Here is a 13101-nt window from a genome sequence, read left to right on the forward strand (position 1 = left end):
TTAAAGTAAGATGCAAGTTGAAGTTTTAAATATACAAGGTAAGGGTACCGGTCGTTCGGTTGAATTACCTGATGATATCTTTGCAATTGAGCCTAACGATCACGTTATCTATCTTGCAGTTAAACAATATTTAGCTGCGCAGCGCCAGGGTACTAATAAAGTAAAAACCCGCGCTGAAGTAAAAGGTTCAAGCAAAAAATTACACAAACAAAAAGGTACTGGTGGTAGCCGTAAGGGTAATATCCGTAACCCATTATACAAAGGTGGTGGTACTATTTTCGGCCCTAAACCCCGCGATTATAGCTTTAAGCTGAACAAGAAAGTTAAAGACCTGGCTAAGATCTCTGCGCTTTCTTATAAAGCAAAAGCAAATGCTATTGTAATAGTTGAGGACCTGAACTTCGAAGCTCCAAAAACAAAAGCATTTACAGGTGTATTAAATGCCCTGAATGTTGGAGAGAAAAAACTGATGTTCGTTTCTGATGTTTTTAACGATAATGTTGAATTGTCTTTACGTAATGTACCTTCTGTTTTAGGTGTATCGTTGAGCGATTTAAACACTTACGACATCGTTAACTCTGAAGTATTAGTACTTACTGAAAGCGCTGCAAAAGTTTTCTCTGAAGAGGAAGGTATTGTAGCAGAAGCATAAGCAAATTATCAAACGTATCAAATTAAAAGAAGATGAATCCTTCTCAAGTTTTAATAAAGCCAATTTTAACCGAAAAAGCAAACGCCCAGCAAGAAAAATTGCGCCGCTATGCTTTCAAGGTTGATAAAAGATCGAACAAGCTGGAGATCAAAAAAGCTATCGAAACTTTTTACGGTGTAAACGTAACAAGCGTAAATACAGTAGTTGCTCCTGCTAAAAATAAAACCCGTTATACAAAAGCTGGTTTTATCAAAGGTCAAAAACCTTCTTATAAAAAAGCTTACGTTACTGTAGCTGAAGGAGAAGAAATTGATCTGTACGCAAATCTTTAATCGAACAAACAGAAAGGCAATCAACCGCCGCGAAGTGTTGCAATAAAAAATTGTTAGAAGAAACAAAATGGCAGTAAAGAAATTCAAACCGATGACAGCCGGAACCCGTTGGAGAATCGGGAACGCTTACGCTGAAATCACTACTAACCAGCCTGAAAAAAGCTTGTTAGAGACTAAAAAAAGCACTGGTGGTCGTAACTCTTCTGGTCATCTTACTATGAGATACAGGGGTGGTGGTCACAAGAAAAAATATCGTATCGTAGATTTTAAAAGAGATAAGCATAACATAGAAGCTACTGTAGTTTCTATTGAGTACGATCCAAACCGTACCGCTTTTATCGCTTTGGTTGAATATACAGACGGGGAGAAGCGTTATATCATTGCTCCTCAGGGCTTAACGGTAGGTACAAAGGTTGTTAGCGGAGACGCAGTAGCACCAGAAATTGGTAATGCGTTGAAATTAAAGAACATGCCTTTGGGTACTAACGTTCACAATATCGAGTTAAACCCTAGCCAGGGTGGTAAATTGTCTCGTAGCGCAGGTTCTTCTGCACAGCTTACGAACAAGGAAGAAAAATATGCAGTATTGAAAATGCCTTCCGGTGAATTAAGAAAAGTATTGATTAACTGTTTTGCTACAGTTGGTGTAGTAAGTAACAGCGATCATAGCCTGCAAAGCATGGGTAAAGCTGGTAGAAACAGGTGGAAAGGTATCAAACCTAGAAACCGTGGTGTTGCCATGAACCCTGTAGATCACCCAATGGGTGGTGGTGAAGGCCGTGCATCGGGAGGTCAGCCTCGCAGCCGTAACGGTCAATACTCTAGAGGTCTGAAAACAAGGACTAAAGGAAAGGGTAGCGACAAGTTGATCATTCAACGTAAAAACGGTAAGAAGCTTTCTAAATAATTAATAACTGGAAATTAGAAATTAAGATATGGCTCGTTCAATTAAAAAAGGTCCTTATATAGCTACTCACTTAGAGAAAAAAGTGTTAGCAATCAACGAAGGAAGCGCAAAAAAATCGGTGATTAAAACCTGGAGCCGTCGCTCTACTATTTCTCCTGATTTCGTAGGCCACACATTTGCGGTACATAACGGTAATAAATTTATCCCGGTTTATGTAACAGAATTTATGGTAGGCCATAAGTTAGGTGAGTTTGCGCCAACACGCCAGTTCAAAGGTCACGCTGGTGGTAAATAATAATTAGTAAAGAAATTATAACAAGGTATAGTTTAAGGTAGCGAGAATTTCAAAACTTTAAACTTTAAACTTTAAACTTCTAAAATGGAAGCAGTAGCAAAACTTAGAAATTATCCAACATCTCCTCGTAAAATGAGGTTGCTTGCTGATCTTATTCGTGGTCAGAAAGTAGAGTTAGTGTTGGCTGAATTAGAACATAACCCGAAGCATTCTTCAGTGCCTTTGCGTAAGCTGGTATTGAGTGCCATCAGCAACTGGAAACAAAAGAATGAAGGTGGCGATGAGACAGGATTAGTGGTGAAAACTATTTTTGTAGATGGTGGTAGAACTTTAAAGCGTATGCGTCCGGCACCTCAGGGTCGTGGATACCGTGTGCGTAAGCGTAGCAACCACGTTACCGTGATTGTAGACGTAAAAGGTGAAGATGCCAAAGCTTCTAAAAAAGCTAAAGCTGCAACTAATAAGACAAAAGAAACTAAAAACGCATAACCAATAAACATGGGTCAAAAAGCAAATCCAATTGGTAACAGGTTAGGTATCATCCGCGGATGGGAATCTAATTGGTATGGAAGCAAAAGAGATTTCGCTTCTAAGTTAATCGAAGATAACAAGATCAGAACTTACCTGAATGCCCGTATAAATAAGGGTGGTATTTCTAAGATCGTTATCGAAAGAACTTTAGGTAAATTAATCATTACGATTCATACATCTAAACCAGGTATCATCATCGGTAAAGGTGGTGGAGAGGTTGACAGAATTAAAGAAGAGCTGAAGAAATTAACCGGTAACGATGATGTTCAGATTAACATTTTAGAGATCCGTCGTCCTGAGACTGATGCTATGATCGTAGGTGATACTATCGCCCGTCAGATCGAAAACCGTATCAATTTCAAACGTGCTACTAAAATGGCTATTGCTTCTGCGCTTCGTATGGGTGCTGAAGGTATCAAGGTTAAATTGAGCGGTCGTTTAAATGGTGCTGAGATTGCCCGTAGTGAAGAGTTCAAACAAGGTCGCGTTCCTTTGCACACTTTCCGTATGGACATTGATTATGCAAATGTATTTGCTCAAACTGTATACGGTAAAATCGGTATCAAAGTATGGATTTGTAAAGGTGAGGTTTTAACTAAAAGAGACTTGAACCCGAACTTTATTTCCGGAAACGATAAAGCAGTTGGCGCCAACGAAAGAAGAGGTGGAGACCGTCGTGACGATAGAAGAGGTGACCGCCGCGGTGGAAGAGATAGAAAAAATTAATTATACAATTAGCCAATTAGCTAATGGGCTGATGTGCTAATGAATATAGATTTAAGAAAACAGATGTGAGATTGGCTCATTAGCAAATTATCACATTAGCAAATTAAATAAGCAATGTTACAACCGAAGAGAACAAAGCACAGGAAAATGCAGAAAGGTCGCATGAAAGGCGACGCTAAAAGAGGTACTACTATATCTTTTGGTTCCTATGCTTTAAAAGCGTTAGACTCTCATTGGATTACCGATCGTCAGATCGAGGCAGCTCGTCAGGCACTTACCCGTAGCATGAAAAGGGAAGGTAATGTATGGATTCGCATATTTCCTGATAAACCTATTACTAACAAACCTGCAGAGGTTCGTATGGGTAAAGGTAAAGGTAACCTTGAGTATTGGGCAGCTGTAGTACAGCCAGGCCGTATCATATTCGAAGTAGATGGTGTTAGTGAAGAAGTTGCGCGCAGAGCATTACAATTGGCTTCAGGTAAACTACCAATTAAGACGAAGTTTACAATGCGCAGAGATTTAGTTACTAATTAATTCGCCATTCTCAAAAATAAAGTCATGTCAAAAAAGAAAGAATTCTTAGATAGCGTTAAAGGATTGAGTGTAGAAGACTTGAAAGTGCAATTGGAGCAATCTAAACAAAGGTTAAAAAAGCTGGAATTTGCTCATGCAATCACTCCGCTTGAAAACCCAATGTCTATTCGCAGCCTGCGCCAGGACATTGCGCGCATCCAAACTCTTATCAGCCAGAAAACAGCGGTTGAGCAAGCATAAAAGTCAATACGTCAAACGACAAATTATTAAAAATGTCTGAAAGAAATTTAAGAAAAACAAGAATAGGGGTTGTTACCAGCAATAAGATGGAGAAAACCATAACTGTTGCTATTGAAAGAAAAGTTAAGCACCCTATCTACGGTAAGTTTTTGAAAAAAACAACCAAGTTTCACGCACACGATGAGAAAAACGAGTGCAGCATTGGTGATACCGTTAAAATTATGGAAACCCGTCCGCTGAGCAAGTTAAAGCGTTGGAGACTGGTTGAAGTGGTAGAAAAAGTGAAGTAATTAGAATTTAGTATTGAGATATTAGTATTGAGACTTTTATCATAAAATACACTACTAAACTTTAGTAATATATTGTAAAGAAGATGATTTTGGATAAAGTACTTCATCTAACATCTAAAATCGAACATCTAAAATCTAAAAAATGATACAGCAAGAAAGCAGGTTAAATGTAGCAGATAACAGCGGCGCGAAGGAAGTACTTTGTATTCGTGTATTAGGCAACAGCGGCCAGCGTTATGCAAGAATTGGCGATAAAATAGTAGTTACCGTTAAAGACGCAATGCCTGCAGCCGGTATTAAAAAAGGTACAGTTGCGAAAGCCGTTATTGTACGTACTACTAACAAATTACGCCGTAAAGATGGTTCTTATATCCGTTTTGATGATAATGCAGTAGTGATATTGAACGCGGCAGACGAACCAAGAGGTACACGTATTTTTGGCCCGGTAGCCAGGGAATTGCGTGATAAAGGATACATGAAGATTGTATCATTAGCACCTGAGGTATTATAAAATAATTAGCTAATTAGCCAATGTGCTAATGTGCTAATGAAGATAAATAAATTTTATGTGTATAATCGGCTAAATCGGCTCATTATCACATTAGCAAATTAATTTAAAATGAGCAACAGATTTAAACCCAAGTACAACATTAAAAAAGGCGACCAGGTGGTTGTGATTACTGGTGCAGATAAGGATAGAACCAAACCACGCCTAGTAAAAGAAGTATTGGTAGACGAAGGTAAAGTATTGGTAGAAGGTGTTAACATTAAAACACGTCATACCAAACCTTCTGCACAAAACACTAAAGGTGGTATCGTTAAAAGCGAAGCTCCTATTAATATCAGCAACGTTATGTTATGGGATGCCAAAGCAAAAGCACCATCTAAAGTAAGACGTGAGCGCGAAAATGGTAAAACTGCCCGCGTATTTAAAAAATCCGGTGAAAAAATTTAATCCGTCTCTGTCGCAAGGCAGGATTATATCGATTAAAACAACAAAAAGATCATGAGCACAAATACATATACTCCAAGGTTGGCAACAAAATATAAAAGCGAAGTAGCGCCTGCTTTGGTTAAAAAGTTTGCTTACAAAAGTGTAATGCAGGCTCCCAAGCTTGAAAAAATTTGCGTAAACCGCGGTGTAAACGGTGCTGTTACCGATAAAAAACTGGTTGATGTTGCAGTTGATGAACTGACAACTATCACTGGCCAGAAAGCGGTAATCACACAGTCCAAAAAAGATATCTCTAACTTTAAACTTCGTAAGGCTATGCCTATCGGTGCAAGGGTAACTTTGCGCGGAGAAAAAATGTACGAGTTTTTAGACAGGTTGATTTCTGTGGCACTGCCTCGTGTACGTGATTTTAAAGGTATCAACGAAAAGTCTTTCGACGGCCGTGGTAACTATACTATGGGTGTTACTGAGCAAATCATTTTCCCTGAAATTGATATTGACAAAGTAAACAAGATCACTGGTATGGATATTACTTTCGTAACTACAGCTCAAACTGATGAGGAAGCTTACGAACTGTTGAAAGAATTAGGCATGCCTTTCAAAAATATTAAAAGAAACGCTGAGTAATTAATAAAACTGAATAATACAAAATGGCAAAAACTTCAATAAAAGCCCGTCAGCTAAAAAGGGAAAAATTAGTTGAGCAGTATGCGGCTAAAAGAGAAGAGTTGAAACAAGCCGGTGATTATGCCGCTTTAGATAAGCTTCCTAAGAACTCATCTAAAGTACGTCTTAAAAACCGTTGCCAGCTTACTGGTCGCCCTAAAGGTTATGTTCGCTACTTTGGTATTTCCAGGGTTGCTTTGAGAGACATGGCTTTGAACGGGAAAATTCCAGGACTTAAAAAAGCCAGCTGGTAATTGATTTCGAATATTGAATATTGATTATTTAATATTTACCGACCAATAAATAAATATTAAATCTACAACCTGCCTGTCGGCAGACAGGTCTTAAATATAGATTATGGTAACAGATCCAATAGCAGATTTCTTAACGAGAATACGTAACGCGCAAATGGCGGGTCACCGTGTGGTTGATATTCCTGCATCTAACCTTAAAAAACGCATGACTGAAATCCTGTACAAACAAGGTTATATCCTTAAGTACAAATTTGAGGACGACAGCAAACAAGGCGTTATTAAAATCGCGTTGAAATATGATGCAGATACTAAACAGCCTGCTATCCAGAGCCTGGAAAGAGTAAGCCGTCCCGGTCTGCGTCAATACGCAAAACCTGCTGAAATTCGCAGAGTGAAAAACGGTTTGGGTGTAGCTATCCTGTCTACTTCTAAAGGAGTAATGACAGATAAAGAAGCTAAAGCTCAAAACGTAGGCGGCGAAGTTCTTTGCTACATTTACTAATTGTAAATGCAAGATGACCTGGAATGTAGAAAATGGTTTCAGGTTATCTCTAAAAATAAAATTGAGTGACAATCTAAGTTGTCTATACGGAAACTGAACACGGTCAATCTACATTTTCAAACTATTAATAATAATTTTCAAAAAGAAATTATGTCACGTATAGGAAAAAAAATCATCACTGTTCCGGATGGCGTAACAGTGCAAGTGAGTAGCGATAACGTAGTTACTGTAAAAGGGAAAAAGGGTGAGCTGAAGCAAGCCATTAATCCTGAAATTAAGGTAGAAGTGAAAGACGGTCAGCTTACAGTAAGCCGTCCTTCTGACCAGATCCAGCATCGTGCCCAGCACGGTTTATACCGCGCTTTATTGGCCAACCTGGTTCAGGGTGTAACTGAAGGCTTTGAGAAAAAACTGGAATTAGTGGGCGTGGGTTATAAAGCTACCAACCAGGGTAACCTGTTAGATCTTTCTTTAGGTTATTCTCACAATATCCTGGTAGAAGTTCCGAGCGAGCTTACACTGGCTACAGAACAACTGAAAGGCCAGAACCCGATTATTACTATCTCTGGCAGCGATAAGCAATTAGTAGGAGCGGTATGTGCTAAGATCCGCAGCCTGCGTAAGCCAGAGCCTTACAAAGGAAAAGGTGTTCGCTTTGTTGGTGAGATTGTAAGGAAGAAAGCTGGTAAATCGGCTGGTAAATAAATCATTTAATGTTTAAAGTTCAATGGTAAACCTTGAACTTTAAACTCTAAAATATTCCTGGCAGCATCAGGAAAAAAATATAAAAAGATGTCAAACGTAAAATCATTAAGAAGACTAAAAATTCGCCACACTATTCGTAGAAAAATCAGTGGTACTGCGCAAAAGCCAAGACTAGCTATATTTCGCAGCAATACTGATATCTATGCTCAGTTGATTGATGACAGCAAGGGTGTAACTATTGCTGCAGCTTCTTCAAAAGATAAAGATATCAAAGCTCAAAGCGGTACTAAAAGCGATAAAAGCAAATTAGTAGGTGCAGCTCTTGCACGTAAAGCTGGTGAGTTGGACGTTAAAGAGGTGGTTTTTGATCGTGGTGGATATTTGTACCATGGCCGTGTTAAAGCAGTGGCTGAAGGTGCAAGAGAGGGCGGTCTTCAATTTTAATAAATACTATAATTCTAAATAGATATAATGTCAACAGTTACGTACAACAAAGTAAAAGCAAACGATCTTGAGTTAAAAGACAAGGTGGTAGCTATTAACCGTGTGGTAAAAACTACAAAAGGTGGCCGTGCTTTTAGTTTTTCAGCTTTAGTAGTAGTAGGCGATGGTAATGGTGTTGTAGGCCATGGTTTGGGTAAAGCCAAAGAGGTTCAGGAAGCTATTACAAAGGGTATTGAAGATGCCAAAAAGAACCTGATCAAAGTTCCTATTTTGAAAGGTACTATTCCTCATAACCAGTGGTGCAAAGAAGGCGCAGCTAAAGTAATGATCTTGCCTGCTACACCAGGTACCGGAGTAATCGCAGGAGGCTCTATGCGTGCTGTTTTAGAAGCTGCTGGTGTACACGATGTATTAGCAAAATCTTTAGGTTCTGCTAACCCTCACAACGTGGTAAAAGCTACCTTTAAAGCTTTAGCTATGTTACGTGAGCCGGTAACTATCGCTAAAACGCGCAACTTGGGTTTAAAGAAAGTATTTCAAGGTTAAAAATGTTTGAAGTTAGATGTTTAAAGTTTAATGTTTTGTAACAACTTTAAATATTCAACTTTGAACCTCAAACATACTCGCAATGAAAAAAGTAAAAATAACATTGGTAAAAAGCCCGATCGACCGCCCGGAAAGACAAAAGCTGACTTTGCAGGCTTTGGGTTTGAACAAAACTAATAGCAGTAAAGAAGTTGAAGCTACTCCGCAGGTGCTCGGTATGATCCGTAAGGTAGAACACATGCTGAAAGTAGAAGAAATCTAATATTTTCCATAGTAAATGTAGAATTTGAAGTGTAAGTGTTATACATTTGCATCCTTAAAATTCTACATTTATCATTTTAAGAAGCGAGCCTCGGCTTTGAGGCGTAAGTTTAAAAAAAGCATATAATGAAATTACATGAATTAAGACCTGCAAAAGGTTCTACTCACAAAGAGAAAAGAATTGGCCGTGGTGAAGGTAGTGGCTATGGTGGTACATCTACAAAAGGTAACAAGGGTGGTCAAAGCCGTGCTGGTTACAAAAGTAAAATGGCTCACGAAGGTGGTCAGATGCCAATTCAGCGTCGTGTTCCTAAAAGAGGATTCAAAAACCCTAACAAGATCTCTTACAAAGTATTCAACGTAGGTCAGTTTGATCATTACGCTGAAGTGTACGGCTTAACAGAGTTTACTTTTGATAGCTTGTATGAAATAGGTGCCGTAGCTAAAACTGACAAGGTTAAAGTTCTGGGAACCGGCGAATTAAAAGGTAAGTTCAGTTTCAAAGTGCATGCAATAAGCGAAAAAGCTAAATCTCTTATTGAAGCAGCTGGGGGAACTATCGAGATTTTAAATTAATTCCGATAAATATATTTGACGCACCGGTCGGGTGCGTCATTTGATTTTGACGATTGTTTATGTAAGAAGAAACTTCTTCGAAGTTTCTCTTGTCCACAGGACTCTTTCGGAGACCAGGTATCAATAAAAAATATTCAAGAGAAATCAGGTGAAAAAATTTATACAAACATTAAAGAATATCTGGAGCATTGAAGAGTTAAGGAGTAAGATTCTTTTCACTTTATTGCTTGTAGCTGTTTACAGGTTGGGTGCGCATATCACTTTACCTGGAATCAATCCAATTGCTTTAGAACAACTGAGTAAATCTCAGTCTCAGAACGGTATCCTGGATCTGATCAATACTTTTGCCGGTGGTGCCTTTAATATGGCATCCATTTTTGCATTAGGTATCATGCCTTACATCACTGCATCTATTTTTGTGCAGTTAATGACGGTTTTGGTACCAACTTTCCAGAAAATGCAGAAAGAAGGAGAGAGTGGTCGTAAAAAGATCAACCAACTAACGCGTTATATAACTGTATTGGTTACTATAGTGCAGGCTTTTGCATACGTAGCTTATTTACGTCAAACTTCAGGGCCGGCTATCGTTCCTGGTTTTAATGCTGCTTATTTCACTCTTACTACAGTTGTAGTGTTAACTGCAGGCACTTTATTTGTGATGTGGTTAGGTGAAAAAATAACTGATAAAGGTTTAGGAAATGGTACTTCACTGATCATTATGATGGGTATCCTTGCGCGTTTGCCACAGGCATTTGCCCAGGAGCTTTCCTTCCGTTCTCAGCGTACCGGTGACATTCTTATTTTTATCATCGAGATCGCAGTATACATTGCCATTAACATGGGCTGTATATTATTGATCCAGGCGGTAAGAAAAGTACCTGTTAACTATGCGAAGCAAATAGTAGGTAACCGGCAGTTTGGTGGTGCACGCCAGTTTTTACCTTTAAAGGTGAACAGTGCGGGTGTTATGCCAATCATCTTTGCTCAGGCTATTTTATTTATTCCTACTTTATTTACTTTGGGTAAAAATGGCGGAGATCTGGGACGGATGTTTACTGATCATACCAGTGGCTGGTATATGCTGATCTACTCTGTGGTAGTAATCGGCTTTACCTTCCTTTACACTGCGTTGATCTTTAATCCTAAGCAGATCTCTGATAATCTGAAGCAGAATAATGGATTTATTCCGGGTGTAAAGCCTGGACAACCTACTACAGACTATATCGGTAGTATCATGGACAGAATTACCTTCCCGGGAGCAGTAATGCTTGCCTTTATTGGTATTCTTCCAGGTTTGATCCAGTTATTGTTTGGAATGACTCAGGCCTTCTCCATGTTCTTCGGTGGTACATCATTATTGATTATGGTGGGTGTTGTTTTAGACACACTTCAGCAGATCGAAACTCAGTTGATGATGCGTCAATACGATGGATTGATGAAAGGTGGTCGTATCCAGGGCAGACAAACCAGTTCTGCTGTACAGATTTAACCAGTACATCTAATTTATTAAAATACAAACCCGGTTTTACCGGGTTTTTTTATGAACTTTGCAGGCTATGATTATTATCAAAACAGATGAACAGGTAGAGCTGATGCGCAAAAGCGCATTAATGGTAAGCCAGACCTTAACCGAGGTGGCGAAAATTTTAAAACCTGGTATCACCACTTTGTCTTTAGATGAGTTTATAGGAAGCTATATTAAAGATCATAACGGTGTTCCGTCTTTTTTAAACTATCATGGATATCCTTTTAATTCCTGCATTTCTGTAAATGATGTAGTAGTACATGGATTTCCCAACAAGAACGAATTAAAGGAGGGAGATGTTGTTTCTATAGACGTAGGAATCATTCTCAATAAATGGCATGGTGATCATGCCTATACTTTTGTAATAGGCGAAGTAGCAGAAGACGTGCAACAATTGGTGAGAGTAACTAAGGAGTCGCTTTATAAAGGCATTGAAAAAGCGGTTAGCGGTAATTTTATTGGCGACCTGGCTTTTGCTATCCAGGAGCATACAGAGAAAAAACATGGCTATGGTGTGGTAAGGGAATTGGTAGGTCATGGATTGGGGCAGAGTATGCATGAAGATCCACAGGTGCCTAACTATGGCAAGCGGGGTAGTGGAAAGAAACTAAAGTCGGGAATGGTATTGGCTATTGAGCCTATGATCAATATGGGTAAGAAGGATGTCTTTACTGAATCTGACGGGTGGACCATCCGCACAAAAGATGGTAAGCCGTCTGTGCATTTTGAGCACGATGTATGTGTGAGAAAAGATAAGGCAGACATACTTTCCAATTATGCACCTATTGAAGAGGCGGAAAGGAATAATCCTAATTTATTTGTTTGCGGGTAGTGTAAGTCCATAGACAATGGTCGAATAGCTGCATTAGGTCAGTAGCGAACCTTAAATCTCAAATCATAAACCATAAATCTTTAATAGTAATAGGTGGCGGTGCTGCAGGTTTTTTCTGCGCTGTAAATGCAGCAAGAATAAATCCTGCATTAAGGGTTACTATTGCAGAGCGTTCCAATAAATTACTATCCAAGGTTAAGGTAAGTGGCGGCGGCCGGTGCAATGTAACCCATGCCTGTTTCGACAAAGTTGAGATGTCAAAGCGTTACCCGAGGGGTGGCAATTTTGTAAAGAAGCTTTTCCACCGGTTTTTTACTCATGATACAATAGATTGGTTTAAAGAACGCGGCGTTGGGTTAAAAGCTGAGGCAGATGGACGTATGTTTCCCGTTACTGACTCTTCTCAAACAATTATCGATTGCCTGTTAAGACAGGCGGATCAATATAATGTTCAGATCAGAATGCATTGCGATATTAAAAGTATCGAAAAACTTGAGGATGGCTTCCGGCTTTTAACGGCTAATAACGAAGAACTGGCAGCTTCTTATGTATGTATTGCTACCGGTGGATTTCCCAAGGCTTCGATGTTTGACTGGTTGACACAAACAGGACACAGCTTTTCGAAACCAGTCCCATCACTGTTCACTTTTAACCTACCCAGGCACCCTATCACTCAGTTAATGGGTGTGAGTGTTCCCAATGCTTTGGTTAAGATTACCGGCAGTAAACTGCAGCAACTGGGGCCGGTACTGATTACCCACTGGGGATTAAGTGGTCCGGGTGTGTTGAAGCTAAGTGCTTATGCTGCCAGAGAGTTGGCTGAAAAGAACTGGGAATTTGAGGCTATCATTAACTGGCTACCGGAGTATAATGAACAAACATTGAAAGAGAAGTTCCTGCAGCTACGTAATGATAACGGCTCCGTACAGCTATATCATAAAAATCCCTTCGGTTTGCCACAACGATTATGGGAGTTTTTTCTAAAAGAATGCAATGTTCCTGAAACCAGCCGCCGCGCCGATTTGCAGGCCAAGCCACAAAATGAACTCGTTAAAAAACTAACTAATTATCTTTTTTCAGTAAAAGGTAAAACCACTTTTAAAGAGGAGTTTGTAACGGCAGGTGGTATCACTTTAGATGAAATCGATTCGAATACTATGATGAGCAAAAAGCTACCTAATCTTTTTTTTGCCGGAGAAGTAATTGATGTGGACGGCATCACCGGTGGGTATAACTTTCAAAATGCCTGGAGCACAGGGTGGGTGGCAGCACATACAATAGCAGGTATGTAGTATAGCAACGAAAAAGCCAGGCTTGTACAAATA

22 protein-coding genes are annotated in these 13101 nt (G+C 39.3%); all 22 read left to right on the plus strand.

The annotated features are described in order from the left end of the window. Positions 1-10 precede the first annotated feature (10 nt). Positions 11-652 carry a 50S ribosomal protein L4 gene (rplD, locus tag ACLOAU_RS20050; protein ID WP_427863689.1) on the plus strand — a complete coding sequence of 214 codons (642 nt, stop codon included), beginning with the start codon at positions 11-13 and terminating at the stop codon, positions 650-652. A gap of 32 nt (positions 653-684) precedes the next feature. After that, positions 685-984 carry a 50S ribosomal protein L23 gene (gene rplW, locus ACLOAU_RS20055; RefSeq protein ID WP_114790692.1) on the plus strand — a complete coding sequence of 100 codons (300 nt, stop codon included), beginning with the start codon at positions 685-687 and terminating at the stop codon, positions 982-984. A gap of 67 nt (positions 985-1051) precedes the next feature. Next, positions 1052-1891 (plus strand): 50S ribosomal protein L2, encoded by an 840-nt coding sequence (gene rplB / locus ACLOAU_RS20060; protein ID WP_427863690.1) that lies wholly within the window; start codon positions 1052-1054, stop codon positions 1889-1891. A gap of 28 nt (positions 1892-1919) precedes the next feature. Then, positions 1920-2186: a 30S ribosomal protein S19 gene (gene rpsS / locus ACLOAU_RS20065; protein ID WP_114790694.1), complete on the plus strand. Its 267-nt coding sequence runs from the start codon at positions 1920-1922 to the stop codon at positions 2184-2186. A gap of 84 nt (positions 2187-2270) precedes the next feature. Further along, entirely contained in the window at positions 2271-2675 is a 405-nt protein-coding gene (rplV, locus tag ACLOAU_RS20070) for a 50S ribosomal protein L22 (protein ID WP_427863691.1), read from the plus strand. A 9-nt stretch (positions 2676-2684) separates the two neighbouring features. Then, positions 2685-3443: a 30S ribosomal protein S3 gene (gene rpsC / locus ACLOAU_RS20075; protein ID WP_427863692.1), complete on the plus strand. Its 759-nt coding sequence runs from the start codon at positions 2685-2687 to the stop codon at positions 3441-3443. A 114-nt stretch (positions 3444-3557) separates the two neighbouring features. Next, positions 3558-3980, plus strand: coding sequence for a 50S ribosomal protein L16 (gene rplP, locus ACLOAU_RS20080; RefSeq protein WP_114790697.1), 423 nt, complete (start codon positions 3558-3560; stop codon positions 3978-3980). Between the two features lie 24 nt (positions 3981-4004). Continuing rightward, complete coding sequence (gene rpmC / locus ACLOAU_RS20085) at positions 4005-4220, plus strand: 50S ribosomal protein L29 (protein ID WP_114790698.1); 216 nt, start codon at positions 4005-4007, stop codon at positions 4218-4220. 32 nt (positions 4221-4252) lie between these two features. Continuing rightward, positions 4253-4510: a 30S ribosomal protein S17 gene (gene rpsQ, locus ACLOAU_RS20090; RefSeq protein WP_114790699.1), complete on the plus strand. Its 258-nt coding sequence runs from the start codon at positions 4253-4255 to the stop codon at positions 4508-4510. Positions 4511-4652: 142 nt separating this feature from the next. Further along, positions 4653-5021, plus strand: a complete 369-nt coding sequence (rplN, locus tag ACLOAU_RS20095; protein ID WP_114790700.1) for a 50S ribosomal protein L14 — start codon at positions 4653-4655, stop codon at positions 5019-5021. A gap of 108 nt (positions 5022-5129) precedes the next feature. Continuing rightward, a complete protein-coding gene (gene rplX, locus ACLOAU_RS20100) occupies positions 5130-5465 on the plus strand; it encodes a 50S ribosomal protein L24 (RefSeq protein WP_114790701.1) in 336 nt (111 codons plus the stop codon). 51 nt (positions 5466-5516) lie between these two features. Next, positions 5517-6092, plus strand: a complete 576-nt coding sequence (rplE, locus tag ACLOAU_RS20105) for a 50S ribosomal protein L5 (RefSeq protein ID WP_240848577.1) — start codon at positions 5517-5519, stop codon at positions 6090-6092. A gap of 23 nt (positions 6093-6115) precedes the next feature. Beyond that, entirely contained in the window at positions 6116-6385 is a 270-nt protein-coding gene (gene rpsN, locus ACLOAU_RS20110; RefSeq protein WP_114790703.1) for a 30S ribosomal protein S14, read from the plus strand. Between the two features lie 103 nt (positions 6386-6488). Further along, a complete protein-coding gene (rpsH, locus tag ACLOAU_RS20115; RefSeq protein ID WP_427863693.1) occupies positions 6489-6887 on the plus strand; it encodes a 30S ribosomal protein S8 in 399 nt (132 codons plus the stop codon). 150 nt (positions 6888-7037) lie between these two features. Then, positions 7038-7592 (plus strand): 50S ribosomal protein L6, encoded by a 555-nt coding sequence (gene rplF, locus ACLOAU_RS20120; RefSeq protein ID WP_427863694.1) that lies wholly within the window; start codon positions 7038-7040, stop codon positions 7590-7592. A gap of 87 nt (positions 7593-7679) precedes the next feature. Further along, complete coding sequence (gene rplR / locus ACLOAU_RS20125) at positions 7680-8036, plus strand: 50S ribosomal protein L18 (protein WP_427863695.1); 357 nt, start codon at positions 7680-7682, stop codon at positions 8034-8036. A 27-nt stretch (positions 8037-8063) separates the two neighbouring features. Then, a complete protein-coding gene (gene rpsE, locus ACLOAU_RS20130) occupies positions 8064-8582 on the plus strand; it encodes a 30S ribosomal protein S5 (RefSeq protein WP_427863696.1) in 519 nt (172 codons plus the stop codon). Positions 8583-8664: 82 nt separating this feature from the next. Beyond that, entirely contained in the window at positions 8665-8844 is a 180-nt protein-coding gene (gene rpmD, locus ACLOAU_RS20135) for a 50S ribosomal protein L30 (RefSeq protein ID WP_114790969.1), read from the plus strand. Between the two features lie 125 nt (positions 8845-8969). Further along, entirely contained in the window at positions 8970-9419 is a 450-nt protein-coding gene (gene rplO / locus ACLOAU_RS20140) for a 50S ribosomal protein L15 (RefSeq protein ID WP_427863697.1), read from the plus strand. Between the two features lie 148 nt (positions 9420-9567). Next, a complete protein-coding gene (gene secY, locus ACLOAU_RS20145; RefSeq protein ID WP_240848581.1) occupies positions 9568-10908 on the plus strand; it encodes a preprotein translocase subunit SecY in 1341 nt (446 codons plus the stop codon). Positions 10909-10975: 67 nt separating this feature from the next. Next, entirely contained in the window at positions 10976-11776 is an 801-nt protein-coding gene (gene map, locus ACLOAU_RS20150; RefSeq protein WP_427863698.1) for a type I methionyl aminopeptidase, read from the plus strand. Between the two features lie 89 nt (positions 11777-11865). After that, positions 11866-13068 carry a BaiN/RdsA family NAD(P)/FAD-dependent oxidoreductase gene (locus tag ACLOAU_RS20155; RefSeq protein WP_427864306.1) on the plus strand — a complete coding sequence of 401 codons (1203 nt, stop codon included), beginning with the start codon at positions 11866-11868 and terminating at the stop codon, positions 13066-13068. Positions 13069-13101: the final 33 nt, after the last annotated feature.

It is taken from the genome of Paraniabella aurantiaca (assembly GCF_050309965.1).
Classification (GTDB): Bacteria; Bacteroidota; Bacteroidia; order Chitinophagales; family Chitinophagaceae; genus Niabella.

What these genes read in the sequence shown, in the direction of transcription:
- rpsS (WP_114790694.1), top strand. Translation starts at nt 1,920, where the DNA reads ATGGCTCGTTCAATTAAAAAAGGTCCTTATATAGCTACTCACTTAGAG.
- rplW (WP_114790692.1), top strand. Translation starts at nt 685, where the DNA reads ATGAATCCTTCTCAAGTTTTAATAAAGCCAATTTTAACCGAAAAAGCA.
- rplP (WP_114790697.1), top strand. Translation starts at nt 3,558, where the DNA reads ATGTTACAACCGAAGAGAACAAAGCACAGGAAAATGCAGAAAGGTCGC.
- rpmC (WP_114790698.1), top strand. Translation starts at nt 4,005, where the DNA reads ATGTCAAAAAAGAAAGAATTCTTAGATAGCGTTAAAGGATTGAGTGTA.
- rpmD (WP_114790969.1), top strand. Translation starts at nt 8,665, where the DNA reads ATGAAAAAAGTAAAAATAACATTGGTAAAAAGCCCGATCGACCGCCCG.
- rpsN (WP_114790703.1), top strand. Translation starts at nt 6,116, where the DNA reads ATGGCAAAAACTTCAATAAAAGCCCGTCAGCTAAAAAGGGAAAAATTA.
- rplB (WP_427863690.1), top strand. Translation starts at nt 1,052, where the DNA reads ATGGCAGTAAAGAAATTCAAACCGATGACAGCCGGAACCCGTTGGAGA.
- rpsH (WP_427863693.1), top strand. Translation starts at nt 6,489, where the DNA reads ATGGTAACAGATCCAATAGCAGATTTCTTAACGAGAATACGTAACGCG.
- map (WP_427863698.1), top strand. Translation starts at nt 10,976, where the DNA reads ATGATTATTATCAAAACAGATGAACAGGTAGAGCTGATGCGCAAAAGC.
- rplO (WP_427863697.1), top strand. Translation starts at nt 8,970, where the DNA reads ATGAAATTACATGAATTAAGACCTGCAAAAGGTTCTACTCACAAAGAG.
- rplX (WP_114790701.1), top strand. Translation starts at nt 5,130, where the DNA reads ATGAGCAACAGATTTAAACCCAAGTACAACATTAAAAAAGGCGACCAG.
- rpsE (WP_427863696.1), top strand. Translation starts at nt 8,064, where the DNA reads ATGTCAACAGTTACGTACAACAAAGTAAAAGCAAACGATCTTGAGTTA.
- rpsC (WP_427863692.1), top strand. Translation starts at nt 2,685, where the DNA reads ATGGGTCAAAAAGCAAATCCAATTGGTAACAGGTTAGGTATCATCCGC.
- rplD (WP_427863689.1), top strand. Translation starts at nt 11, where the DNA reads ATGCAAGTTGAAGTTTTAAATATACAAGGTAAGGGTACCGGTCGTTCG.
- rplF (WP_427863694.1), top strand. Translation starts at nt 7,038, where the DNA reads ATGTCACGTATAGGAAAAAAAATCATCACTGTTCCGGATGGCGTAACA.
- rpsQ (WP_114790699.1), top strand. Translation starts at nt 4,253, where the DNA reads ATGTCTGAAAGAAATTTAAGAAAAACAAGAATAGGGGTTGTTACCAGC.
- rplN (WP_114790700.1), top strand. Translation starts at nt 4,653, where the DNA reads ATGATACAGCAAGAAAGCAGGTTAAATGTAGCAGATAACAGCGGCGCG.
- rplR (WP_427863695.1), top strand. Translation starts at nt 7,680, where the DNA reads ATGTCAAACGTAAAATCATTAAGAAGACTAAAAATTCGCCACACTATT.
- rplV (WP_427863691.1), top strand. Translation starts at nt 2,271, where the DNA reads ATGGAAGCAGTAGCAAAACTTAGAAATTATCCAACATCTCCTCGTAAA.
- rplE (WP_240848577.1), top strand. Translation starts at nt 5,517, where the DNA reads ATGAGCACAAATACATATACTCCAAGGTTGGCAACAAAATATAAAAGC.